Origin of the sequence: Sutterella faecalis (assembly GCF_006337085.1) — a bacterium.
GTDB classification, from domain to species: domain Bacteria; phylum Pseudomonadota; class Gammaproteobacteria; order Burkholderiales; family Burkholderiaceae_F; genus Sutterella; species Sutterella faecalis.
Genome location: NZ_CP040882.1, coordinates 2506231 through 2531358 on the forward strand (window position 1 = coordinate 2506231; position 25128 = coordinate 2531358).

Genomic DNA, 25128 nt, shown 5'->3' on the forward strand with positions numbered 1-25128 from the left:
GGGGTCTGAAAAGATGTGAAGCGTATTCTTCGTTTGATTCTAATGGCGAGCTTCACCTTGCCTGCGGGCGTCAATGCGCTCAATTGTTTCAGAAGCTAAGCCGGGCCTTTTGGCAGGCAATGCGCTTCATTTCTTCTGTGCTAGGCTTTTCGGGATATTCAACCTCAAGCGCATCCCCGAACGCTTCCCCAATATGCCGACTTCAGACTGGAAAAGTCTTCCCACCGGATACTTCACGCATCAGCTCGTTAATCTCCCCAACATGCTCGAGGAGGCGCCAGAGTCGCCCGAGCGCATTGAGGCCATCGAAAACCGCCTCATGCTCGGAGGCTTCGGCGACCGGCTGCGGCGCGTCGAATGCGGGCCGGCTCCAATGGAAGCCGTGCTTCTTGCGCACGATGCGGATTACGTCGAGGCGCTCGAAAAAGCTTCTCTCGGGGATGAGGCGGCCCTCGGGCGCTTTGAGGAACCCGATACGCAGGTCGGGCGCGACACCTTCGACTGCGCAATGGCCAGCGCCGGAGCTGTGGTGAGAGCGGTGGATTCGGTCTTTGCGCGAACCCTCAAGAACGCCTTCTGCGCGGTGAGGCCTCCCGGACACCATGCATCGAGAAGCCGCGCAAGCGGCTTCTGCTACCTCAACAATGCCGCAATCGGTGCTCTTTGGGCAGCGAAGCGCTATAAGCTCGAGCGCGTCATGGTGCTCGACTTTGATGCGCATCACGGCGACGGGACGGAGGAGATTCTCGCCGGCCACCCGAACATGCGCTTTCTTTCGGTTTTTCAGTGGCCGCTTTTTCCGCACCGACGCATGGACCCGCAGCCCGCCAATGCAATTCTGTCGCCCCTTCCCGCAGGCGCAGGCGGCGCGGAACTGCGGGGGGTGGTGGAGGACGTGTGGCTTGCTGAAATCGAGCGCTTCCGCCCTGAGCTCATGATTCTTTCCGCCGGCTTTGACGCTCATGCTGAAGAGCGGATTGCGCAGTTGAAAGCCGCGGAAATCGACTACGCCTGCATTACGAGGCTCCTCGTGGAAGCGTCCTGGAAATACTGCGAGGGCAGGCTCGTGAGCGTTCTTGAGGGCGGCTACGAACTGAGAAGCCTGGGACGCAGCGTCTTCACGCACCTTCAGGGACTTGTCCGCACGCCGCTCTGACAGAACACAATAAAAGAATCATGGACTCCAAAACGCTGATGCCGGGCGTGCGCCCGAAGGAAGTCTGGGCCTGGTCGGCTTTCGACTTTGCAAATTCCGGGTACACCACGGTGGTGCTCACCGCGGTCTTCAACGCTTATTTTGTTGCGGTCGTTGCCGGGGACGCGCCCTGGGCGACCTTTGCTTGGACCCTCATCATTGCCGCGAGCAATGCGGCGAGCCTCATTCTCATGCCCGTCATCGGCGCCATCGCGGACGCCACTGCACGGAAAAAGGTCTGGCTCTTTGCGGCAACCCTCTGCGCCGTCGCCGGCACCTTCGGACTCGCTTTCTGCGGGCCGGGAACGATTCTGCTCGCCGCCGTCATGGTGATTCTTTCCAACATCGGCTACAACGTGGGCGAGACGCTCAATTCCGCGTTTCTGCCGGAAATCGCCCGGCCTGAGGCCGTCGGCAAGGTTTCGGGCTGGGGGTGGTCCTTCGGCTACTGCGGCGGCCTCGTGACTCTGGGCGCTTCGCTTCTTCTCGTCACGCAGGCAGACCGCCTCGGGCTCTCCACCGACTCGGCCATTGCGGGCACGATGGTGATCACCGCAACGGTCTTTGCGCTCGCCGCGATTCCGATTTTTGTGTGCCTCAAGGAGCGCGCTATTCCGCGGCAGAAGGGAACAAGTTCTCTGGGGAGCCTCTGCCTCGAAAGCTTCCGGGAGGTTGTCCGGACAGCGAAGTGCCTCAGCCAGTACCGGGACTTCGGATGGCTTGCGCTCTGCGGCTTCCTCTACCAGTCGGGCATTTCCGTCGTGATCACGCTTTCGGCCGTCTATGCCGCGGAAGTCATGGGGTTCACGACGACCGATACGCTCCTTCTGGTTTTCCTCGTCAACATCACTGCTGCGCTCGGCGCCTTCGGCTTCGGGTATCTGCAGGACCGGATCGGCCACAAGCGTGCGCTCGGCACGACCCTCGTCGTCTGGGTGCTGATGATTGCCTGCGCGGCCTTTGCAACTACGCGGCCGCTCTTCTGGCTCGCCGCCAACTTGGCGGGACTTGCCATGGGGTCCTCGCAGTCCGCGGGGCGCGCCATGGTGGCGCTCCTCTCGCCCGAAAGCCGGTCGGCGGAATTCTTCAGCTTCTGGAACATGTCGCTCTGGGTGGCCGCCATCGTGGGTCCTCTTGCCTACGGAAGCGTCACCTGGATCACCGGGAACGACCATCGCCTTGCAATCCTCGTGACGGGCGTCTTCTTCCTTCTCTCCATAGCGGCCCTCGTTCCCATTAATCTCGAGCGCGGGAGGAGAGCAGCCGGGCGGTGACCCGATCTGCAGAAACAAAATTCCTGTATTGCAAAATCAAATGTAAACAAGGAATTTTTTCTTCCTTACCGGAAGAATAAATTTGGTTCAGCCTGTTGAACCGCTTCTTCTCTCAGAATGACTACTCCTTCAGAATAGGTTTTACTGGTTTTCCGATAGGAGCAGGTCATGGCCGGAAAAGGCTGCATCTCTCTACTGCGAGCTGACAAGATCCTCACCTACATCGCACATGTAGGTGCGGCAAGCTTCACTCAGCTTCAGAAGGATTTCGACCTCCCGAAAAGCAGCCTTCTCAACATTCTCGACACCATGGTCGACTGCGGGCTTCTCATCAAGAATGAAGCGCGTCAGTATCAGCTCGGCATCAAGGTCTACGAGCTCGGCTGCCAGTCTCTCCACAGGCGGAGTCTCTTTGAAATCACAAAGCGTCCCATGCAGGAGCTTGCGATGAGGACGGGGCTGATCTGCCACCTGGGAACCATTGAAGACTTTCATGCGCTCTACCTCGACAAGGTGGAGAGCCCACTTTCCAAGCCGACCGAGAGAAGCTGGGTCGGCAAAAAGCTCGACTTCCATTCGACAGCGCTCGGGAAGGCGCTTCTCGCCTGGAAGACGGATGGTGAGCTTCGGCTCTATCTCGATCAGCTCGAGCTTGCACAGTACACGCCGAAAACGATTACCGATCGCAGCATGTTCATTGAGGAGCTGAAGCTTACGCGCCGTCGCGGATGGGGCCTCGACGCGGAAGAATCCTCTCCTCTTGCGGTATGCCTCAGCACGCCGGTCTTCGATCTCGCAGGCCGCGTCAACTACGCGGTATCGCTTTCGGCGGACCCAACAACCTTCACGTCCGAGCGCATTGAGGGGTATCTCAGAATGCTCTCGGACTGTTCGCTCCAGATTTCCCGCGGCCTCGGATACGGGGGACCGGCTCCGGTTCTCCTTACCTCGGAATCCTGACCGCTCACTACCGATACATCAGACACGCAAACCCTCAGGAGAAACACATCATGAAGAAATTCTGCGGCTGCATTCCGCCGGTTTCGAGCACCTTCACTCAGGACGGCAAGATCGATCATGAGGCTGCAAAGCGCCTCGCCGACTATCTGATCGCGCACGGCGTGCACGGGCTCTTCTATCTCGGCACGGGCGGCGAATTCTCCCAGATGTCGAAGGCAGAGCGCATGGAAATGGCCGAAGCCGGCGTCGCCGCCGCCGCGGGCCGCGTTCCGGTTCTGATCGGCGTCGGTTCTCCCAATACGCGCGAAGCCGTTGAGCTCGCGAAGCACGCCGAAGCCATCGGCGCCGACGGCATCGTCGTCATCAATCCCTATTACTGGAAGGTCTCGGCCGTCAACCTCGACGCCTACTACCACGCCATCTGCTCGGCCGTGAAGCTTCCGGTTCTCATCTACAACTTCCCCGATCTCACGGGCCAGGACATGAATGCCGAGGTCGTGAAGCGCCTCGTGCTTGCCAATCCCAACATCGTCGGCATCAAGGAAACGATCGACAACGTGGGCCACATCCGCTCGATGATCAACACGATCAAGCCGATCCGTCCGGAATTCTCGGTCCTTGCGGGCTACGACGACCATCTCCTCAATACGCTGGAACTTGGCGGCGACGGCTCCATCACGGCGAGCATGAACTTCGCGCCGGAACTCTCCGTCGGAATCTATGAAGCCTTTCAGAAGGGCGACTACCAGAAGGCGGTCGAGCTCGATAAGAAGCTCGTTCAGCTCCCGGCCCTCTATGGTCTTGAAGTCCCCTTCATGTCGGTGATCAAGTACGCGACCGTTCTCGCAACGGGCGTCGACATGACGACCTATTCGCTCCCGCCCGTTCGTCCGCTCACGGAAGAAACGAAGGAAGCCGTGAAGGCGTTCCTCGCCGCGAAGGGCGTTATCTGACCGACGAAGAGACCCTGCGAGCTTTAGACCAAAAGACTCGTTCGCCAAAGAATTAAAGGAGATCCGCAATGTCTGACTTCTACGACGAAGAGAATCAGGACATCTATCACATCCGCACGCATGCGGCCGGCCCCCGCGGGGAGCTCCCGCTCACGCCCGCCATGCTGATCAACCGCCCGAGCGGCGACCTTTTCGGCATGACGATGAATGCGGGCATCGGCTGGAACCCGGACGAACTCGACCGCGACGAAGTGCTCCTCGTGAGCACGCTGGGCGGCATCCGCGGCGCTGACGGAAAGCCCATCGCGCTCGCCCTTCATCAGGGTCACTATGAGCTCGACGTGCAGCTGCGCGCGGCGGCTGAGGAAATTCATGCCGGCAAGGCTCTGCCTTATGCGGTCTACGTCTCCGACCCCTGCGACGGCCGCACCCAGGGCACGCTCGGCATGTTCGACTCGCTCCCCTACCGCAACGACGCGAGCATGGTGATGCGCCGTCTGATCCGGTCGCTTCCGAACACGAAGGCCGTGATCGGCGTCGCGACCTGCGACAAGGGGCTCCCGGCCACGATGATGGCGCTCGCGAGCCAGCACGACCGTGCGGTGGTGCTTGTTCCCGGCGGCTCCACGCTCCCGGCAGTGGGCGGCGAAGACAACGGCCGCGTGCAGACGATCGGCGCGCGCTTTGCGAACGGCGAACTCTCGCTCCATGATGCCCGGCGCTTCGGCTGCTCGGCCTGCGCCTCCGCGGGCGGCGGCTGCCAGTTCCTCGGCACCGCCGGCACCTCGCAGGTGGTGGCAGAGGGCCTGGGTTTGTCGCTTCCGCACTCGGCGCTCGCTCCGTCGGGCGAACCCGTCTGGGTCGACATTGCGCGCGCCTCCGCCCGCGCTGCCCTGAAGCTCATGAAGGCCGGCATCCATGCGAAGGACATCCTGACCGACAAGGCGATTGAGAACGCCATGATGGTCCATGCGGCCTTCGGCGGCTCGACCAACCTGCTCCTTCACATTCCGGCGATCGCCCATCAGGCGGGCTTGAGGCTTCCGACAGTGGAAGACTGGATCCGCATCAATCAGGCGGTGCCGCGTTTGGTCGACGTGCTCCCCAACGGGCCGAAGTACCATCCGACGGTGCGCGCCTTCATGGCGGGCGGCGTTCCGGAAGTGATGCTCTATCTGCGCGAACTCGGAATCCTCCACCTCGACGCCATGACCGTCACGGGCCGCACGGTGGGCGAAAACCTCGAATGGTGGGAAAAGTCCGAACGCCGCGAGCGCTTCAAGGAAATCCTCGAGAAGCAGGAAGGCGTCCGACCCGACGACGTCATCATGTCGCCCGAGGTTGCGAAGGAGCGCGGCCTCACCTCGACCATTACCTTCCCCGTCGGCAACATTGCCCCCGAAGGCTCCGTCATCAAGTCGACCGCCATCGATCCGAAGGTGATCGACGAAAACGGCATCTATTACCACAAGGGCCCCTGCAAGGTCTATCTCTCCGAGAAGTCTGCGGTCTACGACATCAAGCATGAGAAGGTGAAGAAGGGCGACATTCTCGTCATCATCGGCACGGGCCCCTCGGGCACGGGCATGGAGGAGACCTATCAGGTGACGAGCTCCTTGAAGCACCTCTCCTACGGCAAGTACGTTTCCCTCATCACCGACGCGCGCTTCTCGGGCGTTTCGACGGGCGCCTGCGTGGGCCACGTCGGTCCCGAAGCGCTCGCGGGCGGCCCGATCGGGAAGCTCCGCACGGGCGACATTGTGGAAATCCGCATCGACTGCAGAAACCTCCACGGCACCGTCAACTTCCTCGGCACCGCTGAAACGGGCGAACTCCCGCTCGGCGAAGCGACGAAGCTTCTCGCCACCCGCACGAGCCACCCCGACCTTGCGCCTGATCCGGATCTTCCCGACGACACGAAGCTCTGGGCGGCGCTCCAGTCCCTGTCGGGCGGCACCTGGCGCGGCTGCGTCTACGATGTTCCGCGGATTCTCGAACAGATCCGCAGGATCCCGAAGGAATAACCGCTTCCCTTCACCCTCAAATCTCTCCTCACAGCGCAGCCCTTTTTCTCCAAAGGGGCTGCGCCGGGGGCGGCTTCACCCTCGAAAGCCGCTTTCCGGCTAATCCATAAGGAGTCAACATGCCACTGCTCATCATTGCCATCGGCGTTGCGGCGCTTCTGCTCCTCACGATCCGATTCAAGCTCAACACCTTCGTCTCCCTCATCATCGTTTCGATCGGCGTCGCCATTGCGAGCGGCATGCCGCTCCACAAGATCATCGGCGCGATTGAAGGGGGCTTCGGCGGCACGCTCGGCCACATCGGCCTCATCTTCGGCTTCGGCGTGATGCTCGGGCGCCTCCTCGCGGAAGCGGGCGGCGCGCAGCGAATCGCCCTCACGATGCTTCACGTCTTCGGCAAGAAGCACATGGAATGGGCCGTCGTCTGCTCGGCCTTCATCGTCGGCATCGCGCTCTTCTTTGAAGTGGGCCTCATTCTCCTCATCCCGATCATCTTCGCCATCGCCCGCGAAGCCAAGGTGAGCCCGATGATGCTCTGCGTGCCGATGCTTTCGGGCCTTCTCGTCGCGCACTGCTTCCTCCCGCCGCACCCCGGTCCCACGGTGATCGCCAAGGAATACGGCGCCGACGTCGGCATGGTGCTTCTCTACGGCATGATCGTCGGCATCCCGACCTTCCTCCTCTCGGGCCCCGTCCTCAACCGCTTCTGCCGCAAGCTCGTTCCCGCTGCTTTTGAGAAGGCGGGCGACATCAGCGCGCTCGGGGCTACGAAGACCTTTACGGACGCCGAAATGCCGTCCTTCGGGATCTCCTTCATCACGGCGATGCTTCCCGTCATCCTGATGGCGCTCGTCACGATCCTCGAATTCTTCATCACGCCTGAAATGCGCGATCAATCGATGTTCCTCGAGACCGTCTTCTTCCTCGGGAATTCGACCACCGCCATGCTCGTCTCCATGCTCTTTGCGCTCTACACGATGGGCTATGCCCGCGGCAAGCACATGGATGAGCTCATGAAGACCTGCGGCGCAGGCATTGCGGGCATTGCCGGCCTCCTGCTCATCATCGGCGGCGGCGGCGCCTTCAAGCAGGTGCTGATTGACTCGGGCGCGGGCGCCTACATTGCCGACCTGGTTTCGGGCGAACGCATCAATCCGATCATCCTTGCCTGGGCGATTGCCTCGCTCCTTCGCATCTGCCTCGGCTCCGCGACGGTGGCCGCCATCTCGACCGCGGGTCTCGTGATCCCGATGATTTCCGGGAACCCGGAAGTGAACCTCGCGCTCATCACGCTCGCCACGGGCGCCGGCAGTTCCATCTGCTCGCACGTAAACGACGCGTCCTTCTGGATGATCAAGGAGTTCTTCGGCCTTACGACGAAGGAAACGCTCTGCACGTGGACGCTGATGTCGACCGTCGTTTCGATCCTCGGCCTCGTCTTCCTTCTCCTCGTCGATATGGTGCTCTGATTCAGCATCGGAAGTGCCGCTCGAGCTTTGAGCGGCGCTTCCTGAATCTCAAAACGCCATGGCGGAATTTCTGTTCCGCCCGCAGCCTCCAGAGCCGGCAGGAAGCCCTCTGGAGGCTCTTTTTTTGCCCGTTTTCCGCGTTCAGCGGCTCGTTCCCGAGACCGCGTCAGGCTGGAAATTCGTGAGCTTCCTATAGCTTGAGCGCGAAAAAGCGGCTGCTACTACCCTGTCAGGACTGCAACCCTCCCTGGAGCCTGACATGAGGATGATCGCCTGGGATGCGGCCTATGCCGCCTACCTTCGCAGCGGTCTGTCGAAAACCGCTTTTCACCGCACCCGTCTCATCGAGTTTTCAGAGAACGGCAAGCTTCCCAGCCTTCACTATTTCTATAAGAAACTCCTTGAGCTTGAGAAAACCATCATCCAGGATGCGCAATTCAAGCCGATCGTTGATGGAGCGCCATCTCAGGAAGAGCCGATTCCTGTACAACCGGCGGGCAGGAACATTTTCGTTGCCCGGGAGATACCCCGCAGCGCACAAAGTGCAGGGTCACAAGGAGTACAAGGTGTACACCTCCGGCTGGCACGACGTGTACAAGTAGTACAAGATGAACACCCCCAGCCGCTTCAAGCTGCTCCTATGGGTCAACAACTTCCGCCTCCACAGCGCCCTCAGATTAGTACCAGGCTCCGCAGTACTGATCCAGATCCTCGCGGAACGCTTGTTTTCATCAAGCTGCCCAACGGCATAGAGCTCAGGTTCCGAACCGACTCGCCGGAAACCCTCGCCATGCAGATGATCTCTGCCGGAGGGTTTGCAGAATGAAGCTCGACTTTGGAGACCGCCGCATCACCATCGTTCTGGCTCCCGTGGACATGCGCTACGGCTATGCCGCGCTGTCGCGCTTTGCGCAGGAACGTCTCTTCATCGACCCTGACGGCGGCGGCGATGTGGTCGTATTTGTCGGAAAGCACCGGAAGACGGCCAAAGTCATCTGGTCCGACGTCTGCGGCGGATGGCTTCTCTACCGGCGTCTGCATCAGCAGAAGTTCGCCCGCTTCATGGCAAAGCTTGAATCTCAGACGGTGCTGAACTTCACCGCCGATGAGGTGATCAGCTTTCTCGACGGCAAGTCGAAAACCGGATGAGACTGCTCGAAAAGCGTTTTCTTGATCTTCATCAAATGATTGAAAATCAAGAAAATTCGATGAAATTCGACTTCTTCCAAAGCCTTCAGGAAGGCCTCGGGAAGCACCGTAAAACGCTTCTAGGCATACGCAATCAAGATGGATGCCACCGGGGTTGTCCGGCCGTCCAGAGGGCCTCTAACGGGCTTAGGAGTGCCTTTTAAACGATTGATATATCGGTGAAATTTAAGCTTCCGGCCGGTAAAATTACTTCCATTAATTCTTAACTGATCTCCCTATCGACATGGCACGCAAGGGTCCAAAAATCAACGTCTCCATCGAAGCACTCCAGAAGAGGATTGCCGAGCTTGAGGCTGCGCTTGATATCGAACGCCGCGAGCATTGCGCCACGCGCAAGCTCGCGCAGCTTCAGTTTGAGGGCCTCAGCATGATTCAGCAGCTCCTCATCAAGGCGCTGGAGCTGCTCGAAAAACACTGCCCCGCTCTGGTTGTAAAGGGCGAAGCCGTGATCGACCTGCTTCTGCGAGAAGCCAGCATGGATGCCAATGAACTGAAGGCACTGCCGGGAATTGAAAAGCTCCTGCGCAGGCAGTTCCGGCAGATCCAGGGCAAGATCGAACCTCAGATCGAGCAAACGAAGAGCGACCTCGCGGAAGCAGAGCTTGAACTGGAGCGCCGCAAGGCGGAAGCCGTGAAGGAGATGCTTAAGAAGAAGCGGACCATCGCCGAAAACAACAAAAAGAGCGCCGAGACGAAGAACACCGTCGGCGAAGTTGCCGCTGCTGAAGCTGAAAAGCACCCGGACAACGCGATGCTTAAAGCCGCGGCCGGCATTGCGAATGCGGCAGTGCCCGAAACCACGAAGGCGGAGGAGATTCCGCCCGGCAAGCAGGCGGATCCCAATCGCCGGACCGCTCCGACGCAGGGCGGCATTTCGCATGCCCGGGGATGCACCTGTCCTTACTGCGGCAGCACGGAAGGCTTCTTTGAGCAGGAAGGGCCGACGGTTTTCCTGCGCACGCTGCACAAGCACATTGAAGACATGCTCGAGGGGACTTATGTAAAGAACCCGGTGCTGCAGTGCCGCGCCTGCGGGAAGAATCACATGCACATTCCGGAGGAAGTGCCCGTGCCGGCGGATCTGAACCGCACCGTGTCGCAGGAGCTGCTTTTCGACTGCGCCCGCATGCTGACGCTCGGCATGCCGATGAACCGCATCAATGCGCTCTTTAATACGGCCGCAATGACCATGAGCGGGGATACGATTCCGCGGAACATGCACGACTGGATAACGTCCGGACTGGGCCAGCCGCTGCTCAAAGCCATCCTGAAGAAAGCCAGAAAGGCGGCTGAAATCTGCGCGGATGAAACGCCATTCAGCTGTCTGCAGCAGGCCGGGATGAGCAAAACGAAGCTCGACGACGAGGACGCCGCCAAGCAGGCTTACCTGCTGACGATTACCAGCCCGGCGAGCGCAAAGTACCAGTTTGCCGTATTCAACCGGCTCAAAAGCAGAAGCGCCGAGGCGATTGCCGGCGTGCTCGGCTCCTATGAAGCCGGCACCTGGATTACGGATGCCTACGCCGGGTACGACAGCATTATCGGCGCGAGCGCCGTGAAGATCGAACGACAGTCGTGCCTCGCGCATTTCACGCGCACCGTTTACGACGCGCTGGAGCTGGAGAACATGCACGACGCTGTAACAAACCCGACGAACCGGGAAAAGCTTGCCGAAGCACTCGGATCCGGCACTCCCGCCTATTACCTGCTGATGGTAACGGCCGCCATCTCCAAGATCTACAAGTGGGAGGCGACGCTGAAGGCGCAGGAGGATGAAAACCCGGCGGACTGGATGAAACGAGTGACGGACTGCCGAAAAGCCCATGCCGAACCGCTGATGGATCGGATCGATGAAATCATGGTGAAGCTGGCTGAAAGGTACGCCGTGAAGAAGGGGAAAACCTGGGAGGCGGCGCTGATGTCGCCGTACGCGAAGCCTGTTGTTTACTACATGAACAACAAGGAGAACTTCCGGGTGTTTCTCGAGAACGCCTATGTGACGCCGGACTCCTCCGCAGCCGAGAGGAGCCTGAGGCCGCTTTGCGTGCTGCGCACCAGCTGCAATTTCAAGCAGTCGCCGGAGTACATGCAGAGCATGTGCGACTGGTACACGCTCTTTGTAACGGCGCGGCTCAACGGCATCGAGCGGCCCACGCAGTGGCTGAATGAATATGGCCGCGCCATATTCGAACACTGCGTGAATGAAGAGCTGAACCGGCGCTCCGACAAAGGGCTCGAACTTTCGAGGCGGTTTGCATTCGACCCGAAGGACATAGAGAGCTTCAACGCCGATGCGTGGGAGCCGTCGGCATACATGGAGCGAAAGCGGCGGAGTTAGGCAAAGGCCTGACGGATCCGCTCAAGGCAGCCGCCTTGAGCGACCATGCCGCATGCTCCTTGCCGGAGCAGACAGCCAGAGGGGCGCTGAATTCTCAGCGCCCCTCTGCATATCCGGAATTTGATTGAAGTCAATCATTTTTAAAGCCTCCTAGCCTATGGGAAGCTCACGGAAATTCCTGCAGCACAGACTAAGGCGAGCACTTTCTATTAAATAGAAAGTGGACTTTCCATTTAATAGAAAGCAGCAATCAGAGGCATTCTGCGTTCACTCTCGTCGCAGGAACGAGCTGACGCAACGAAAAAGCCTTCCGGACATGCATCGCGGAAGGCTTTTTTGTGCGAAGGACGGAATCAGGAACTTCGGAAATGAAATTCCAGTCTTTCCATTTCCTTATCAACGCGTGGGCTGGGAGCGCTCGCCGTTCTTGTTGAGTTCGATGATGCGGCGCGTGTCGGCGGCAAGATCCGTAATCTTGAGGGCGTCGTAGCTCTTTGCAATGAGCTCGAGCGCATCGTCGCGCATCGGGGTGTTCTGGAATTCGCGAACGACGCGCTGCGCGCGGTCGATGGCGGCGACATAGGCATGGCGCACGAAGCAGTACTGCGCAGTCTTCAGTTCATGCTCGGCCTGAGCAAGGACGAGACCATGCATGCGGCGGCGGGCTTCGGGCGCAAAGCGGCTGTCGGGATAGCGAAGCGCGAGTTCCTTGAAGGTGTCGAAGGCTTCGCGCGAGGCATTGGCGTCGCGTTCGGCAAGGTCCTCAGCGGCGAGCTTGTTGAACCAGCTGTCGGTTTCGTTGAGGGTGGCGAGCGCCTTCAGGTACATCACGTAGTCGCTGTTGGCGTGATTGGGGTAGGTGCGCAGGAACCGGTCGGCAGCCTGCACGGCGCCCGGCGCGTCGCCGTCCTTCCAGGTCGCGTAAATGAGTTCGATCTGGGCCTGCTGGGCGTACTGACCGAAGGGATAACGCGCTTCGAGCTTCTGGTAATAGTCCTTAGCCTGCGTCCAGTTGCTATCATCCAAGGCTAATCTGGCTTCGGAGTAAAGCTTGTCGGCGCTCCAGTCGAGCGTCTGGTCTTTATCAAGACTTTGCAGCCAGGAGCAGGAGGCGGTGGCAAACGTAACCGCAGCAAGCGCGGCGCCGCGCATCAGAAGCCTTTTGAAGGAAGTAGCAGATTTCATGACACAGGAAAAGGTCAATTTGGACAGCGAAGATTATAGCGGCGAGGATTTTGAAGACGACGATATGGAAGCGTTTGAAAATGCTTCCGCCGAAGAAAAGACGCTTCCAAAATTTGTGGTTGAAGGATTCTGGGGCGAGCGTCTCGACAAGGTGCTTGCTTCCCTCATGCCCGATGTCTCCCGCGCGCGTCTGCAGAAGATGATTGAGTCGGGCGCCGTCAAGGTGAACGGCGTCGTGGTGGAGAAAATCCGCGCGAAGACGACCGAGGGCGATGAAATCGAGCTCCTCGAGGCGCCCCGCATGGAGGAAGCTCTTGCCTTCGAGCCCCAGGAAGACGTCGAATTCGAGGTGGTCTATGAGGACGATGCCATCATCGTCGTCAATAAGCCCGCCGGCCTCGTCGTGCATCCGGGCGCCGGAAATCCGGACGGCACGCTCATGAACGGACTTCTCTGGCGCTATCCGGAACTGAAGGAAGTCCCGCGCGCCGGCATCGTTCACCGGCTTGACCGTGATACGACGGGCCTCATGGTGGTGGCGAGAACGCTCGCCGCACAGACGAACCTGGTGCGCCAGCTGCAGGAAAGAAGCGTGAAGCGCGAATACTGGGCGATCACCATGGGGTCGGCCGCGCCCGACTTTGTGGTCGACGTTCCGATCGGACGCGATCCGAGAAGCCGCATCCGCTTCAAGGGCTTCCCGGGCTCTACGGGCGTAAGAGCGAAGCCCGCCCGCACGCGCGTGCGCACGGTCGACTGGTCGAGCGCTGACGGAATCCCGATTTCCTGGGTGGCCTGCCGTCTCGACACGGGCCGCACGCATCAGATCCGCGTCCATCTGACGGGCGAGGACCTCCCCCTTATCGGCGACCAGCTCTATCGCGGCCGCGCCCCCGGGATCGCCGTCAAGATGGAAAATCTCCTCGACTTCCATCGCCAGGCCCTCCACGCATCGCGCCTCGGACTGGTGCATCCGGTAACGGGAGAAGAGATGCAGTGGTTCCGCGAACCTCCCGAGGACATGATTCAACTGATGGACGATCTGGGCTTCGGCCCCTGGGATCGTCCGGTGACTGTATTTGAACGGGTCTGATATGTCTCAATTCAAATCTGAACTCGAAAGCGTGAAGCCCGAATGGAAGGGCGGGGCGCCCAAGCACGTGAAGGCCTTCTTTACCTGCCGCACGGGTGGCGTTTCAAGCGGCCCCTGGGGCGGGCCGGAAGGCATCATGGGTCTCAACCTTGCCTTCCATACGGGCGACGTCAGATCCTGCGTCGCGATGAACCGCCGGATTCTCTCGGGGTGCCTTCCCTCGGAGCCGAAGTGGCTCACGCAGGTGCACGGCACGGAAATCCTTCATGCCGACGACGTCGCCGATGCTCCTCAGGCGGATGCCTCATGGACGACGACGCCGGGCGTCGTCGCCGTCGTGATGACGGCCGACTGCCTTCCGGTCCTGATTGCGGATCGCGAGGGCCGGATCGTTGCGGCCGTTCATGCCGGCTGGCGGAGCCTCGCCGACGGCATCATTCAGAAGACGGTCGCAAAGCTTCGCGATGAGCTCAGGGGCGAAGGCGACTTCGCCGTCTGGCTCGGACCCCGGATCGGAAGGGACGAATTCGAAGTGGGCGGGGATGTGCTCGAAGCCATGAAGGCGCATCTTCCTCAGGCGGAAAAGGCCTTCCGGGCGGCGAATCAACCGGGAAAGTATTTCGCGGACCTCGCGCTCCTTGCGCGCCAGGCGCTCGAAGCTTCCGGAATTCCCGCGGAAAGCATTGCCGACTGCGGCCTCTCAACTTTCGGCGACCCAGCGCGCTTCTTTAGTTTCCGCCGCGACGGCGAAAAGTCCGGCCGCCACGCCGCACTCATCTGGATTGAGCCGCAGAATCATCCATAAAGACACAAATTCCGCACCGGACCTCTCTGCAGGAGAGGTCCAATGCGGGTAATATCGCGCGCTCCCGGGACAAGAGACTCCCAAACTCCCAAAAATACTGAAAGGCCCCATAGACCATGACTCGGCATATTCCCGTTGTCGGCTTTGTTTCCCTCGGCTGCCCCAAGGCGCTCGTCGATACGGAGCGCATCGTGACGGAGCTGCGCGCCCGCGGCTATCGCATCGGCTCGACCTACAAGGATGCCGATCTCGTCATCGTTAATACCTGCGGCTTTGTGAATGAGGCCGTGGAAGAGAGTCTCGGCGCGATTTCCGAGGCGCTGAAGGAAAACGGGCACGTGATCGTCTGCGGGTGCCTCGGCGGGCGCAAGGAAGCCGACGGCTCCAACTACGTCCTCGCCCGGATGCCGAAGGTGATCGGCGTCACGGGTCCCGACAGCGTCGACGAAGTGCTTCGCATGGTCGAGGGAGTGCTTCCGCGCCCGCACGACCCCTGGGACGATCTGGTTCCGGCGGCGGGCGTAAGGCTCACGCCCAGGCACTATGCCTACCTCAAGATTTCCGAGGGCTGCAACCATCACTGCACCTTCTGCATCATCCCGAATCTGCGTGGCACGCTCCTTTCGCGCCCGATCGGCGACATCGTGCGCGAGGCGGAAAACCTCAAGGCTGCGGGCGTGAAGGAGCTTCTCGTCATCAGCCAGGACACGGCCGCCTACGGCGTCGACAAGCGCTACAAGCTCGACTTTGCGGGCGGAAGGCCCGTTCACACGCGCCTTCTCGACCTCTGCCGCGAACTCGGGCGCCTCAACATCTGGACGCGCCTCCATTACGTTTATCCGTACCCGAGCGTCGACGACGTGGTGCCGCTCATGGCCGAGGGCCTCGTTCTGCCGTATCTCGACGTGCCCTTCCAGCATGCGCATCCGCGGATCCTGAAGCTCATGAAGCGTCCGGCCTGCGGCGAAAAGAACCTCGAGCGCATTGCTGCCTGGCGAAAGGCCTGCCCGGACATCACGATCCGCTCGACCTTCATTGCGGGCTTCCCCGGAGAGACGGAAGAAGAGTTCCAGTATCTCCTCGACTTTCTGAAGGAAGCGGAGCTCGACCGCGTCGGGTGCTTCGCGTATTCGCCGGTCGAGGGCGCAAAGGCCAATGACCTTCCCGGGGCGCTCCCCGACGAAGTGCGCGAGGAGCGCCGCCGCCGTCTGATGGAGCTTCAGGCGGAGATTTCCTTAAAGAAGCTCGCCCGCCGCATCGGCAAGGTCGAGGACGTCATCATCGACGAAGAGCCTGATGAGGACGGCGTCGCCGTCGGCCGCACGAAGTCGGATGCCCCCGACATCGACGGCGTCTGCTACGTGACGACGGAGAGGAGCCTTAAGCCCGGCGACATCGTCCGCGTGAAGATCACCGCGAACGAGGAGCACGACCTGATCGGGCGCGAGGCAGCGGAAGAGCCGTAATGCGCTCCTAAACGCTGAAACCTTTTTTGCAGGCTGTTGCAGGTCTAAATTCCGGCAACAGCCTTTTTCCCGCCATTTTTCTAGACTGCATCAGGACAGTTCGATCGGGTGATCAGCAAGCTCGGGACGAATCCCATAGAAGGAGAGGAAAGATGAAGAAGATTTTGATTTTCACAGCGAGCATTGCGCTTCTCGCGGGTGGCCTTGCTGCGTGTCAGAAAACCGAGCCTCAGGCGGGGGCTGGTGCGGCTGAAGTGCCGAAAACGACCGCTGAGGCGCAGACTCAGGCGGCTCCGGCTCAGCCGGGGCGCGGCTGCCTCGCGGTCACGGCGGAGCATCCCTATAACCTGAAGGACATGCGCTTCGATGAGGCCGCTCAGGCGCTGGCGCATGCAACAGGCTGCTTCATTCGCTACGACGATCAGAACCTTTCCGCGCTCAAGATTGCTCCCGTGGAAGGCCGCATGAGCATTCGCGATGCCGTTCAGAAGTCGCTCGAAGGTTCCGCCTATGGCGTGACCTCAGCTACGGATTCAGAGATTGTGGTCGGGAAAAAGGCTCAGTAATCCTTTTTGAGTGAAGCCTGAGAGAAGCGGTCAGTTCGGGGAATCCCGGCTGGCCGTTTTTAATGTTGGAAAAATTTCTACATGTATGTAAGGAAAATTCCAACATATGTATTGTAAAAATTCTTATATAATATAGGAAAAATTCTGATATACATGCAGGCAAAAGCTCTGAGGGCGGAGTCTTCGCCTGCGTCGCAAGGAGCGCTGGATGTACCTTCCGAGAACGATCGAAAAAGAAATCCCTTCGCTTTGTCAGCGCTTCAAGGTATTGCTGACAACAGGCATGCGTCAGGTGGGGAAAAGCACGCTTCTGAGCCACCTTTCTGAGGGAACCCGCGCCTATGTGACGCTTGACGATGCGGAAGAAAGAGAGCTCGCGGAAAATGCGCCCAAGGCTTTTTTCCGCCGTCATCCGCTGCCGCTTTTCATCGACGAGATTCAACGTGCTCCGCAGCTGTTCCTGCAGCTCAAGGCTGAAGTTGACCGCTCCGACTTAATGGGAGCTGCGTGGCTTTCCGGCTCCCAGCGCTTTTCGCTCATGAAGGGCGTAGGCGATTCGCTTGCAGGCCGAATTTTTGAAATACATCTGATGCCTTTGAGCCTCTATGAGAGGTTCGGAAGCGGCCTTCTTCAGAAGCCCTATCTGCCGTCGGAGGAGCCGGCAGAGGTCCTTTCTCACCGATCACCGGAGGAAACCTGGTCGCTCATCTGGCAGGGAGGCTGGCCGGCTGTCATATCGCTTTCATCCAAAGAGCGCACGCAGTTCTACGAAAGCTTTCTTTCGACCTTTCTCGACCGGGATTTGCGGGATCTGGGTTCCATCGAAGACTTGTCCGTTTTCAGGCGCTTCATGAAAGCGCTGGCTTTGAGGACGGGGCAGGAGCTTAGGATCAACAAGCTCTCAGAACTGACGGGCGTAAGCGATCCGACGGTGAAGCGCTGGCTTCGCCTCGCGGAGACGGTAGGCCTCATCTACCTGCTGCCGCCATTCTTTTCCAATAAAACCAAGAGCCTCGTCAAGTCTCCAAAGATATATTTCACCGATACGGGGCTTTGCGCCTGGCTCTGCGGTTTTTCAACTGCAGAAGAGATGCTTCGCGATACCAATGCCGGCGCCTTCTTTGAGACTTTCGTCGTGTCGGAGATTCTCAAAAGCTGGCGGCATAACGGCCTTGAGCCTGAACTCTATTTTTACCGGGATGCGAAGAAGCAGTCTGAAATAGATCTTCTCATTCATGCCGAAGGCAAGTGGCACCCGGTGGAAATCAAGATGAGCGAGCATCCCGAGAGGTCCATGATCCGGCATTTCGGGGAGCTCTCGAACATGGACCTTGAGGTCGGCTGCGGCGCCGTCATCTGCTCGAGCGATTCGGTCCGGTTTCTGAGCGACGACGTTGCGGCGCATTCCGTCTGGAATCTTTGAGCAAGCGGGTGACTACTCCCCGTCCAATTCTTCGAATTGGGCGAGGCTTCTCGCTTCTTCGGTCACAACCCGGATGTCTCCGGGATTTACACGACCTCAGCGAGCATTTGGAGAGGACATTTCTCTCCGCAGGACGGGTAGCCCCTCCGCCCTCAGTATTCTGATGCCTTCAGCCCGGATGTTGGCTGCAGCGTTGCCGTCGCGGTCATGGTGAGCGCCGCAGTGCGGGCACGTCCATTCGCGCGTAGCAAGATCAAGCTTCTCAAGCTTGAAGCCGCAGCAGGAGCACGTCTTTGAAGAGGGATAGAAAGTATCGATCAGTATGAAGTGCTTTCCTTCCCGCTTCATTTTGTAGGCAATCATGCGTAAGAGCTCGCCCCAGGCGGCATCAGCAATCGACTCCGCCAGGTGGTGGTTCTTCAGCATGTTGATGATTCTTAAACTCTCCGCAGCCAGCGCTTGGCTTAATGACATGGACCACCCACTGCATCGAACCCGTTCGAGCGAATGGGCGCGACAATAGGTGTATCTACCTCTAATACCGCAGGAGGCCATGCCATGACAAAGAAGCATACGCAAACGACGCTTGATGTTTCCATCGAATATTCCGCGATCGGGCTGGACCTCGCCAAATACGACGTTTCCTTGGCAGCGGTGACGCTCAACGAGGGAGAAATTATTTGTATCGACCGCGTGACTTATGCTGAGCTCTATGAGCTTGCCGACAAGCTCTCCCCGACGCTGTTTGCAGTTGAACCGTGCTGCGGCTACTCGCAGCTTGCCCTTGAGCTCGAGGCTCGCGGCCATGAGATGCGCGTTATCAACGGCAAAGTCGTCAAGATGTGGATCGACACGCATATGTCGGGCCAGAAAACCGACATCAACGATGCGCTCGCGCTTGCCCGGCTGACGGCCGATCCGGATCTTCGGCCTATTCGCGCGAAATCTCTCGAAGAATGCCGCATTATGACGGTGCAGGGCGTGCGTCAGCAGCTGATCGGACAACGTACGAAGACGCTCGTCAGCTTCAAGGGCTTTGCCCAGACCTGGGGAATCCACATGCCTGCCGGCAGGCGCAATCTCAAAAAGATGCGTGAAGCCGTGGAAGCTAAGGCAGACATGATGGGCGACGCAGCTGTCTCTGCTCTGACGACGATGCTTGACCGCGTGAAGACGCTCGATGATCAAATTCATCAGCTCGACAAGGACCTTGAAGCACTGGTCAGCGCCAATGCCAACGGCAGGCTGCTGAAGAGCGTCATGGGCGTCGGCACTCAGATCGCCGCCCGCTTCATTACGGTTGTCGGCGATGTAAAACGGTTTGAAACGTCACGCTCGCTTGTTGCCTACATCGGATGCGTGCCGAAAAATTACATTACGGGGCATGTGAATAAGCCCAGACAAAAGAAGAGCTCTGCTCCCGACCTGAGCAGCAAGGGCCAGGGGCGAATCAGCCGCCGCGGCGACAAATTGCTGAGATCCCTGCTGATGCAGGGTGCGGCCTGCATCTACATGCAGTACTGCAAGAGGCAGCTGCCCGACTGCCAGCTCACAAAGTGGATTGACAAGCAGCTGGCGGTGAGGAAGCCCTACGGCAAGATCATGGTGTCGCTGGCGGCGAAACTCATCCGGATCGCATGGGCGGTGCTCACCTACGGCAAAAAGTTCGACATCCACAGAGCGGGCGTCCCCCGCTCGGTGCTGGCGGCGATGGCCGTTCAACCCAGCAATGAGGCTGCCGCTGCAGCATGAGGCATCGGCAATTCCATAACTAATCGCGTGAAATGAGAAACCCTTTTCTGTAAGGCTTGTCCGACAGCTATTCATGTCGAATTGCACTTGATGCATGTGGCTTTTTATTGGCAAGGACAAGACTTCTGATGAGTTCATTTTGGCCATGGCATGCAAGCATGCCGACAGGCCTGAGAGATTAACGGAAGCGGCCTCTCTCGTTGATGCGTGATTACTGGGACTGGAATACTGCCGGCAACAACCAAAATGACATAACACGGATTAGCCGATGTAGGGTCGCTAAGTCCGAATGCGGGCTGCGCTTCGCTTGTCGCATTCGCACATAGCGACATTGTATCGGCGGAGGTCCTGTAAAGCGGCTTACGCGGCATATGCTCCGCTCGGCCTGAAGGCCGTGCTCGCTATTCCACGACCGCTTGACAGGAATAGGCTCAGTGCCTGAAGGCACCAGGCCAGCAATGCCGCCAGCTGCCGCTATAAGGCGCTCGACTAACTCACTGCCCGCAGCTTCGCTCCTGAGCTCGCGCGTTACCGTACTTGGAGCTTGACAAACGTGGGTGGTCCAGAGATCGTTCACGAGTCGCGAAGAGACCTTGTGAAGGTTGTCGGTGCGGGCATTCGCCACGCGCTTATGCGCGCGTGCGAGCCTGCGGCGCGCCTTCTCGCGCCGGCGGCTGCCCTTCTGAGTTCTTGAAAACTGCCGGCATCTGCGGCGCAGCACCTTGCGGGCGCGCTTCAGATGTTTCGGGTTCGGTTCCTTGCGGCCGTTAGATTCCGTGAGGAGATCCTTGATGCCGACATCAATGCCGATGACCTGATCCTCGTAAATCTCCTTCAAAGGGTCCTTTTCCGCAAGACCATCCTCCCAGAGCACGGCGGCGTAGTAGTCGCCGGCGGCATCGGCTTCAAGCGTGATGCTCTTCACCTTGCCGACGACCTCGCGGTGAATCCTGGCCTTGATCGGCTCCATCTTCGGCACGCGAACGTAGTTGGGGCCGACGGAGACGTTGGTGCAGTGATAGCTCGACTGCGGACCTCTGCGGGATTTGTAGTGCGGATAGCCCGCTCGGCCCTCAAAGAAGGCGCGGTAGCCCTTGTTGAGATTCCGCACCGATTCCTGAAGCGCCATTGAGTCATATTCCTTGAGCCATGTGTACTTCTTCGACTTCTTGGCTCTGGCGATGAGCGGCTTGATCTCGTGAATGAGATCGAGCGATACGCCCCGCGTACGGTAGTAATGCTTCTTCAGGAAGAGCGCCATGTTCCAGCACTTGCGGACAGCACCCCACTGTGCCCAGAGAAAAGCTTCCTGAGCGGCAGTTGGGTAGATGCGGAATTTCGCAGCACGGAGCATGTGGCGGTCAAATAAATTTATTTTTAAAAAATATTATGATATTATCATAATTAAGCATTAGCGGTCAAGGAGAATTTCGATGTTCGACGACTACGAAAGAGCGCGTCACAGCGTGACGAAACTCCATGTGCATTTGATCTTCACAACGAAATACCGGCGAAAAGTGATGACGCCGGAAGTGCTCGAAAGCGTGCTTGCTGCCCTAAAAATCGCGGCCGCAGATCTAGGCTGCATCCTCCTGGAGGCCAACGGGGAGGCGGATCACGTGCACCTGCTCGTGAGCTACCCTCCGAAGGTGAGCATCAGCGAGATGGTGAACCGCTTTAAAACGCGTTCGTCTCGAAAGATACGCGAGGAATATCCAGGGATTCTTGATGGCGGCAAAACAGGGCTTTTCTGGTCGCGCAGCTACTTCGCTTGTTCAGTTGGCGGAGCTTCCCTGGAAGTTCTTAAAAAATACATTGAGAATCAGACAACCGATTAGCCGCCATTCCTCCCCGCCCCATCCGGGGCGAGGGCTCCTGGCGGATTTTGCTGATGAGCCCCGAGCGCAATGCACGGGATTCTGTCTCTCAATGCCTCTGCGGTATCATCCGTAAATCCGTTCTCAGGCTTCCTTCGCGACGACGGAGGAGGCCTTTCTGGTTTTTCCCATGTCTTCGATGTCCAACCCGATTTCCGTACTGGTAGCCGCCATTCTTGCTGCGGCCGCTTCAGCCGCAGGCGCCGTCTCCCTTGGAGACCTGAATATCCAAAGCATTCCCGGGCAGCCCCTCGATGCAACGCTTGAGGTGAAGGACGTTGATCTCACGATTTCGCCGCTCCTTGTGCGCGTGGCGCCCCCGGCAACGTATCTCCGCGAAGGCGTTCAGTGGCCTCAGGAAGCGCTTGATCTGCGCATGGCGAGGCTTTCGGGAGAACCCTCCACGGTGCGCGTGCGCGTGACCGGAACGCAGAGCCTCAATGCCGGCTTCCCGCTTCTCATCGAGCTCAATGCCGGCGGAAACGTCACGGTGCGCGAATACCGCATCGAACGCACGAACGGATCCTTCAATGTGGTGGCGCTAGCCGAAGAGGCGGCGCGCACGAAGGCTCCGGCGGAAGCGGTGAGCGAAAAGACGGCGCCCGCACCGGAAGAAAAGTCTGCTGCCGCCGGGAATGCGCCCGCGAGCGTGCCTGAAAGCACGCCTCAAGTCACGCCTCCGGCAGCCGAAAAAGCAAAGCCAGAGGAAACGGTTCAGAAGACGCAGAAGCCCCGCCGGCGCATCGGCCGCGCGGCGCCTCTGGTGGTGCGCGAATATGTGGCCTTGAACGGCTTCAATCCCAACGAATCCTTCCGCGTCCAGCGCGATATGACGCTCTGGTCGATTGCGAAGCTCTATTGGCCGAGCTATCCGGGAGCGCTTCTCGAGCAGGTTGCCGTGGCGCTCACCGATAAAAATCCGCGCGCCTTTGTGGAAGGCGACCCGTCGCGCATTGTGGTGGGCGAGCTCCTTCAGTCGCCCGCACAGGACGAAGTCTTTGCCATTGATGCGCTTCAGGCCTTCCGAAAGGTTCATGGAGAAGCGGTCGAGGTTCCCGGTCCCACGCAGAATCTGATCGACGCGCAGAAGGCCTCGCGCGCGGGTGCGGCGGAAGTTGCCGCCGCGCAGTTGGCGGCAAGCGCCAGGGGTGAAAAGCCCGAGGCGGTTGCGGATGCCGGCAGGAAGGCTTTTGCCCAGTGGCAGGCGGAGACCTCCGACCTTGAAGAGGCCCGCGGGGATTCTGCTGCTGCCGCACCGAACATGCCTGAGAAGGCGCCCTCCGCTGAAGGCGAGGGCCTGCAGTCTAAGGATGGCGTTCAGAAAGACGCTTCAATGCTGACGCCGGCGCCGGAATCTCAGAAGGCCGGGGCAGCCTCCGAACCGCAATCTGCCGGTGAATCGGCGGAAGCCCAAAAAACAGAAGAACCTTTGAAGCGCGCCGCAACAGAAGCGGCCGCCTCCGCTCCTGCGGCTGAAGAAGCACCTCAGAAGGCGGAAGAGAAGACCGCTCAGCCTTCTGAATCTGCTCTCCCGGCAGATGCCGGCAAGGCTGCTGAGGAGTCCTCATCCGGCCCGGCAGGCGCGAGCAAAACTTCCTGGGGCGCGCTCGCCGCATTGGTCATCGCCATTCTGGGCGGACTTCTCTGGTGGCGTCGGCGCGAGGGGGACCACCCTGATCCGGATCACGACGATCACGGCCCGAAGAAAGAGGGCACGATTGCCATTCAGCGAAACGTTCCGCCGACCTCGGAAGCGCAGCTTAAAGCCGTAGACGCCACGATTGACGAGGCCGTGAAGAACGGCACCACCGCAGGCGCCATGGGGGCGGGCGCTATGGCGTATGCCGCGGCGCAGATGGAAGCCGACCGAAAGGCGGGCGAAGGTTCCGGATCTTCTGGAAGTGAGGAATCCGGATCAGCGGACCAGTCGACAGAAAACACGTCGGAAAAAGAGGAAGACATGCTGTCCTCCTTTGAGGAAGCGTTGAAGACTCCTATGGAGATCAAGCCTCAGGCTCCGGAAACGCAGGAGGCGCCTGCTCGCGAAGCGGACGCGCTTCCGACGGAGCCGCTTCAGAATCCGGTGACCTCTCGCCCGGCTCCGGCGGATCAGCCGTGGCTTGCGCCCGATGATGCGGAACTGCCGCCGCTCGAGTCGTCGGAAGTCGAGTCGGCCGAGGAAATCGGAAAGCGCTATCAGGGAGAACTCCCGCCCGCCATTCAGAAGGTGGATCTGAGCCTTGACGACATGAAGGAAGAGGATTCTTCTGAAGGGATGAAGCCGGCGAGAAAACCCTTTGCGATCCCCGAGCCCTCTCAGGGCTACGTGCCGCCGCTGATGTCGGAACCGGTTCCGGACGCGCAGCCGGAGGAAAAAACTCAAAAGGAAGCCGCAGCTGCTGAAGGCGTCCGTCCGGAAGCAGAACCGAAGCCTGAACCGATTCTCGAGCCCGTCGAGCCGCAGCCCGTGGTGCAGCCCGACAAGCAGGAGGCTCAGCAGGAAGCGATCGACGCGAAGCTTTCGCTCGCGGGTTCCTTTATCGGGCTGGGCGCCACGAACGAAGCGCGCGAGCTCCTCGAGGAAGTGAAGAAGAGCGGCTCGGATCGGCAGCGCGAACGCGCGATTCAGCTTCTCGAACGCCTCGGGAGCGCAAAGGCATGACCGCGCGCACCTATGCGCTCGGCATTGAATACTGCGGCACGACCTTCAACGGCTGGCAGGTGCAGCCCGACCGGCCGAGCGTGCAGGCGGCGCTTGAAGAAGCGCTCTCGAACTTTGCAGACCATCCCGTCAGCGTCATCTGCGCTGGCCGCACCGATGCGGGCGTGCATGCGACGCATCAGGTGGTGAGCTTTTCGAGTGAAGCGAAGCGCGCGCCCGAAGGCTGGGTGCGGGGCGTCAATGCGTTTCTCCCGAAAACCGTCGCCGTGCGGTGGGCGAGATGTGTGCCGGACGACTTCCATGCGCGCTTCTCCGCGCGCTCGCGCACGTACGAATACTGGATCAGCAACGATCCGGTGAGGTCGCCCCTCCTCGACACAACGACGGGTTGGGTGTTCCGTCCGCTTGATGAGGAAAAAATGCGGGAGGGGGCGAAGGCGCTCCTCGGCGTTCACGATTTCACGAGCTTTCGCGCGGCTGAATGCCAGGCCAAGACGCCGGTGCGCGAAGTGACGGAACTCTCCATCATCCGCCAGGGATCGCTCATCGGCATCCGCATCTCCGCCAACGCCTTTCTGCAGCACATGGTGAGAAACATCGTGGGCGCGCTCATTTACGTGGGCACCGGCCGCGAGGCGCCTGGCTGGATCGCGGAGGTTCTTGCCGCCCGGTCGCGCGAGGTTTCCGCACCCACCTTCAGTCCCTGCGGCCTTTACCTTACGGGCGTGGGTTATCCGGAGAATCCGGAGCTGCCGCAATATGGCAGAAGCCCGTTTTTCGGGCAGTTCTGACGCTTCGAACGTAAGCCTCGAGGCCATCCCGGCCGAGCCAATGAAAACGCCGCTCATCCCATGGAAATGAGCGGCGTTGATCCTTT

21 protein-coding genes are annotated in these 25128 nt (G+C 59.7%); 18 read left to right on the top strand and 3 right to left on the bottom strand.

What is annotated here, in order from left to right:
- Positions 1-73 precede the first annotated feature (73 nt).
- The 9 genes from FG381_RS10590 to FG381_RS10630 all read left to right on the top strand — a co-directional run bounded on the left by FG381_RS10590 (position 74) and on the right by FG381_RS10630 (position 11422).
- Complete coding sequence (locus tag FG381_RS10590) at positions 74-1156, top strand: histone deacetylase family protein (RefSeq protein ID WP_139688762.1); 1083 nt, start codon at positions 74-76, stop codon at positions 1154-1156.
- A gap of 20 nt (positions 1157-1176) precedes the next feature.
- Complete coding sequence (locus FG381_RS10595; protein ID WP_226960300.1) at positions 1177-2469, top strand: MFS transporter; 1293 nt, start codon at positions 1177-1179, stop codon at positions 2467-2469.
- Positions 2470-2637: 168 nt separating this feature from the next.
- The gene (locus tag FG381_RS10600; protein ID WP_139688764.1) at positions 2638-3429 is read left to right on the top strand and encodes an IclR family transcriptional regulator; all 792 of its coding nucleotides are present in this window, start codon (positions 2638-2640) and stop codon (positions 3427-3429) included.
- A gap of 50 nt (positions 3430-3479) precedes the next feature.
- Complete coding sequence (locus tag FG381_RS10605; protein ID WP_139688765.1) at positions 3480-4382, top strand: dihydrodipicolinate synthase family protein; 903 nt, start codon at positions 3480-3482, stop codon at positions 4380-4382.
- Between the two features lie 68 nt (positions 4383-4450).
- Positions 4451-6406 carry a YjhG/YagF family D-xylonate dehydratase gene (locus FG381_RS10610; RefSeq protein ID WP_139688766.1) on the top strand — a complete coding sequence of 652 codons (1956 nt, stop codon included), beginning with the start codon at positions 4451-4453 and terminating at the stop codon, positions 6404-6406.
- 119 nt (positions 6407-6525) lie between these two features.
- Positions 6526-7875 carry a gluconate:H+ symporter gene (locus FG381_RS10615; RefSeq protein ID WP_139688767.1) on the top strand — a complete coding sequence of 450 codons (1350 nt, stop codon included), beginning with the start codon at positions 6526-6528 and terminating at the stop codon, positions 7873-7875.
- Between the two features lie 259 nt (positions 7876-8134).
- The gene (locus FG381_RS10620) at positions 8135-8701 is read left to right on the top strand and encodes a hypothetical protein (protein WP_139687108.1); all 567 of its coding nucleotides are present in this window, start codon (positions 8135-8137) and stop codon (positions 8699-8701) included.
- Positions 8698-9024 (top strand): IS66 family insertion sequence element accessory protein TnpB, encoded by a 327-nt coding sequence (gene tnpB, locus FG381_RS10625; RefSeq protein ID WP_139687107.1) that lies wholly within the window; start codon positions 8698-8700, stop codon positions 9022-9024. Before FG381_RS10620 ends, tnpB begins: the two co-directional genes overlap by 4 nt.
- A gap of 283 nt (positions 9025-9307) precedes the next feature.
- A complete protein-coding gene (locus FG381_RS10630; RefSeq protein ID WP_139687106.1) occupies positions 9308-11422 on the top strand; it encodes an IS66 family transposase in 2115 nt (704 codons plus the stop codon).
- A 396-nt stretch (positions 11423-11818) separates the two neighbouring features.
- On the opposite strand, the gene FG381_RS10635 is transcribed toward FG381_RS10630, so the two are convergent.
- Positions 11819-12607, bottom strand: coding sequence for an outer membrane protein assembly factor BamD (locus FG381_RS10635; protein WP_139688768.1), 789 nt, complete (start codon positions 12605-12607; stop codon positions 11819-11821).
- 19 nt (positions 12608-12626) lie between these two features.
- Between FG381_RS10635 and FG381_RS10640 the strand changes: the two genes are divergently transcribed.
- The 5 genes from FG381_RS10640 (at position 12627) to FG381_RS10660 (ending at position 17960) form a co-directional block, all read left to right on the top strand.
- The gene (locus FG381_RS10640) at positions 12627-13700 is read left to right on the top strand and encodes an RluA family pseudouridine synthase (protein ID WP_228025632.1); all 1074 of its coding nucleotides are present in this window, start codon (positions 12627-12629) and stop codon (positions 13698-13700) included.
- A 1-nt stretch (position 13701) separates the two neighbouring features.
- Positions 13702-14505, top strand: a complete 804-nt coding sequence (pgeF, locus tag FG381_RS10645) for a peptidoglycan editing factor PgeF (protein ID WP_139688770.1) — start codon at positions 13702-13704, stop codon at positions 14503-14505.
- 116 nt (positions 14506-14621) lie between these two features.
- Complete coding sequence (rimO, locus tag FG381_RS10650) at positions 14622-15971, top strand: 30S ribosomal protein S12 methylthiotransferase RimO (RefSeq protein ID WP_139688771.1); 1350 nt, start codon at positions 14622-14624, stop codon at positions 15969-15971.
- Between the two features lie 152 nt (positions 15972-16123).
- Positions 16124-16537: a hypothetical protein gene (locus FG381_RS10655; RefSeq protein ID WP_139688772.1), complete on the top strand. Its 414-nt coding sequence runs from the start codon at positions 16124-16126 to the stop codon at positions 16535-16537.
- Between the two features lie 208 nt (positions 16538-16745).
- Positions 16746-17960 carry an ATP-binding protein gene (locus FG381_RS10660; RefSeq protein WP_139688773.1) on the top strand — a complete coding sequence of 405 codons (1215 nt, stop codon included), beginning with the start codon at positions 16746-16748 and terminating at the stop codon, positions 17958-17960.
- 96 nt (positions 17961-18056) lie between these two features.
- On the opposite strand, the gene FG381_RS10665 is transcribed toward FG381_RS10660, so the two are convergent.
- The gene (locus tag FG381_RS10665; RefSeq protein WP_165697868.1) at positions 18057-18434 is read right to left on the bottom strand and encodes an RNA-guided endonuclease TnpB family protein; all 378 of its coding nucleotides are present in this window, start codon (positions 18432-18434) and stop codon (positions 18057-18059) included.
- 84 nt (positions 18435-18518) lie between these two features.
- Between FG381_RS10665 and FG381_RS10670 the strand changes: the two genes are divergently transcribed.
- The gene (locus FG381_RS10670; protein WP_139686987.1) at positions 18519-19712 is read left to right on the top strand and encodes an IS110 family RNA-guided transposase; all 1194 of its coding nucleotides are present in this window, start codon (positions 18519-18521) and stop codon (positions 19710-19712) included.
- A gap of 211 nt (positions 19713-19923) precedes the next feature.
- On the opposite strand, the gene FG381_RS10675 is transcribed toward FG381_RS10670, so the two are convergent.
- A complete protein-coding gene (locus FG381_RS10675) occupies positions 19924-21066 on the bottom strand; it encodes an RNA-guided endonuclease InsQ/TnpB family protein (RefSeq protein ID WP_139688775.1) in 1143 nt (380 codons plus the stop codon).
- Between the two features lie 79 nt (positions 21067-21145).
- On the opposite strand from FG381_RS10675, the gene tnpA reads away from it, so the two are divergent.
- From tnpA to truA, 3 genes are all read left to right on the top strand, one after another.
- Positions 21146-21550, top strand: a complete 405-nt coding sequence (gene tnpA, locus FG381_RS10680; protein ID WP_139688776.1) for an IS200/IS605 family transposase — start codon at positions 21146-21148, stop codon at positions 21548-21550.
- A 169-nt stretch (positions 21551-21719) separates the two neighbouring features.
- On the top strand, positions 21720-24251 hold the full coding sequence (locus FG381_RS10685) for a FimV/HubP family polar landmark protein (RefSeq protein ID WP_139688777.1): 2532 nt from the start codon (positions 21720-21722) through the stop codon (positions 24249-24251).
- Entirely contained in the window at positions 24248-25042 is a 795-nt protein-coding gene (truA, locus tag FG381_RS10690; protein ID WP_139688778.1) for a tRNA pseudouridine(38-40) synthase TruA, read from the top strand. Before FG381_RS10685 ends, truA begins: the two co-directional genes overlap by 4 nt.
- The last annotated feature ends 86 nt before the right edge of the window (positions 25043-25128 follow it).

Coding starts and splice junctions, on each gene's coding strand:
- FG381_RS10590 (WP_139688762.1), top strand. CDS start 74: ATGCGCTCAATTGTTTCAGAAGCTAAGCCGGGCCTTTTGGCAGGCAAT.
- FG381_RS10595 (WP_226960300.1), top strand. CDS start 1,177: ATGGACTCCAAAACGCTGATGCCGGGCGTGCGCCCGAAGGAAGTCTGG.
- FG381_RS10600 (WP_139688764.1), top strand. CDS start 2,638: ATGGCCGGAAAAGGCTGCATCTCTCTACTGCGAGCTGACAAGATCCTC.
- FG381_RS10605 (WP_139688765.1), top strand. CDS start 3,480: ATGAAGAAATTCTGCGGCTGCATTCCGCCGGTTTCGAGCACCTTCACT.
- FG381_RS10610 (WP_139688766.1), top strand. CDS start 4,451: ATGTCTGACTTCTACGACGAAGAGAATCAGGACATCTATCACATCCGC.
- FG381_RS10615 (WP_139688767.1), top strand. CDS start 6,526: ATGCCACTGCTCATCATTGCCATCGGCGTTGCGGCGCTTCTGCTCCTC.
- FG381_RS10620 (WP_139687108.1), top strand. CDS start 8,135: ATGAGGATGATCGCCTGGGATGCGGCCTATGCCGCCTACCTTCGCAGC.
- tnpB (WP_139687107.1), top strand. CDS start 8,698: ATGAAGCTCGACTTTGGAGACCGCCGCATCACCATCGTTCTGGCTCCC.
- FG381_RS10630 (WP_139687106.1), top strand. CDS start 9,308: ATGGCACGCAAGGGTCCAAAAATCAACGTCTCCATCGAAGCACTCCAG.
- FG381_RS10635 (WP_139688768.1), bottom strand. CDS start 12,607: ATGAAATCTGCTACTTCCTTCAAAAGGCTTCTGATGCGCGGCGCCGCG.
- pgeF (WP_139688770.1), top strand. CDS start 13,702: ATGTCTCAATTCAAATCTGAACTCGAAAGCGTGAAGCCCGAATGGAAG.
- rimO (WP_139688771.1), top strand. CDS start 14,622: ATGACTCGGCATATTCCCGTTGTCGGCTTTGTTTCCCTCGGCTGCCCC.
- FG381_RS10655 (WP_139688772.1), top strand. CDS start 16,124: ATGAAGAAGATTTTGATTTTCACAGCGAGCATTGCGCTTCTCGCGGGT.
- FG381_RS10660 (WP_139688773.1), top strand. CDS start 16,746: ATGTACCTTCCGAGAACGATCGAAAAAGAAATCCCTTCGCTTTGTCAG.
- FG381_RS10665 (WP_165697868.1), bottom strand. CDS start 18,434: ATGTCATTAAGCCAAGCGCTGGCTGCGGAGAGTTTAAGAATCATCAAC.
- FG381_RS10670 (WP_139686987.1), top strand. CDS start 18,519: ATGACAAAGAAGCATACGCAAACGACGCTTGATGTTTCCATCGAATAT.
- FG381_RS10675 (WP_139688775.1), bottom strand. CDS start 21,066: ATGCTCCGTGCTGCGAAATTCCGCATCTACCCAACTGCCGCTCAGGAA.
- tnpA (WP_139688776.1), top strand. CDS start 21,146: ATGTTCGACGACTACGAAAGAGCGCGTCACAGCGTGACGAAACTCCAT.
- FG381_RS10685 (WP_139688777.1), top strand. CDS start 21,720: ATGTCTTCGATGTCCAACCCGATTTCCGTACTGGTAGCCGCCATTCTT.
- truA (WP_139688778.1), top strand. CDS start 24,248: ATGACCGCGCGCACCTATGCGCTCGGCATTGAATACTGCGGCACGACC.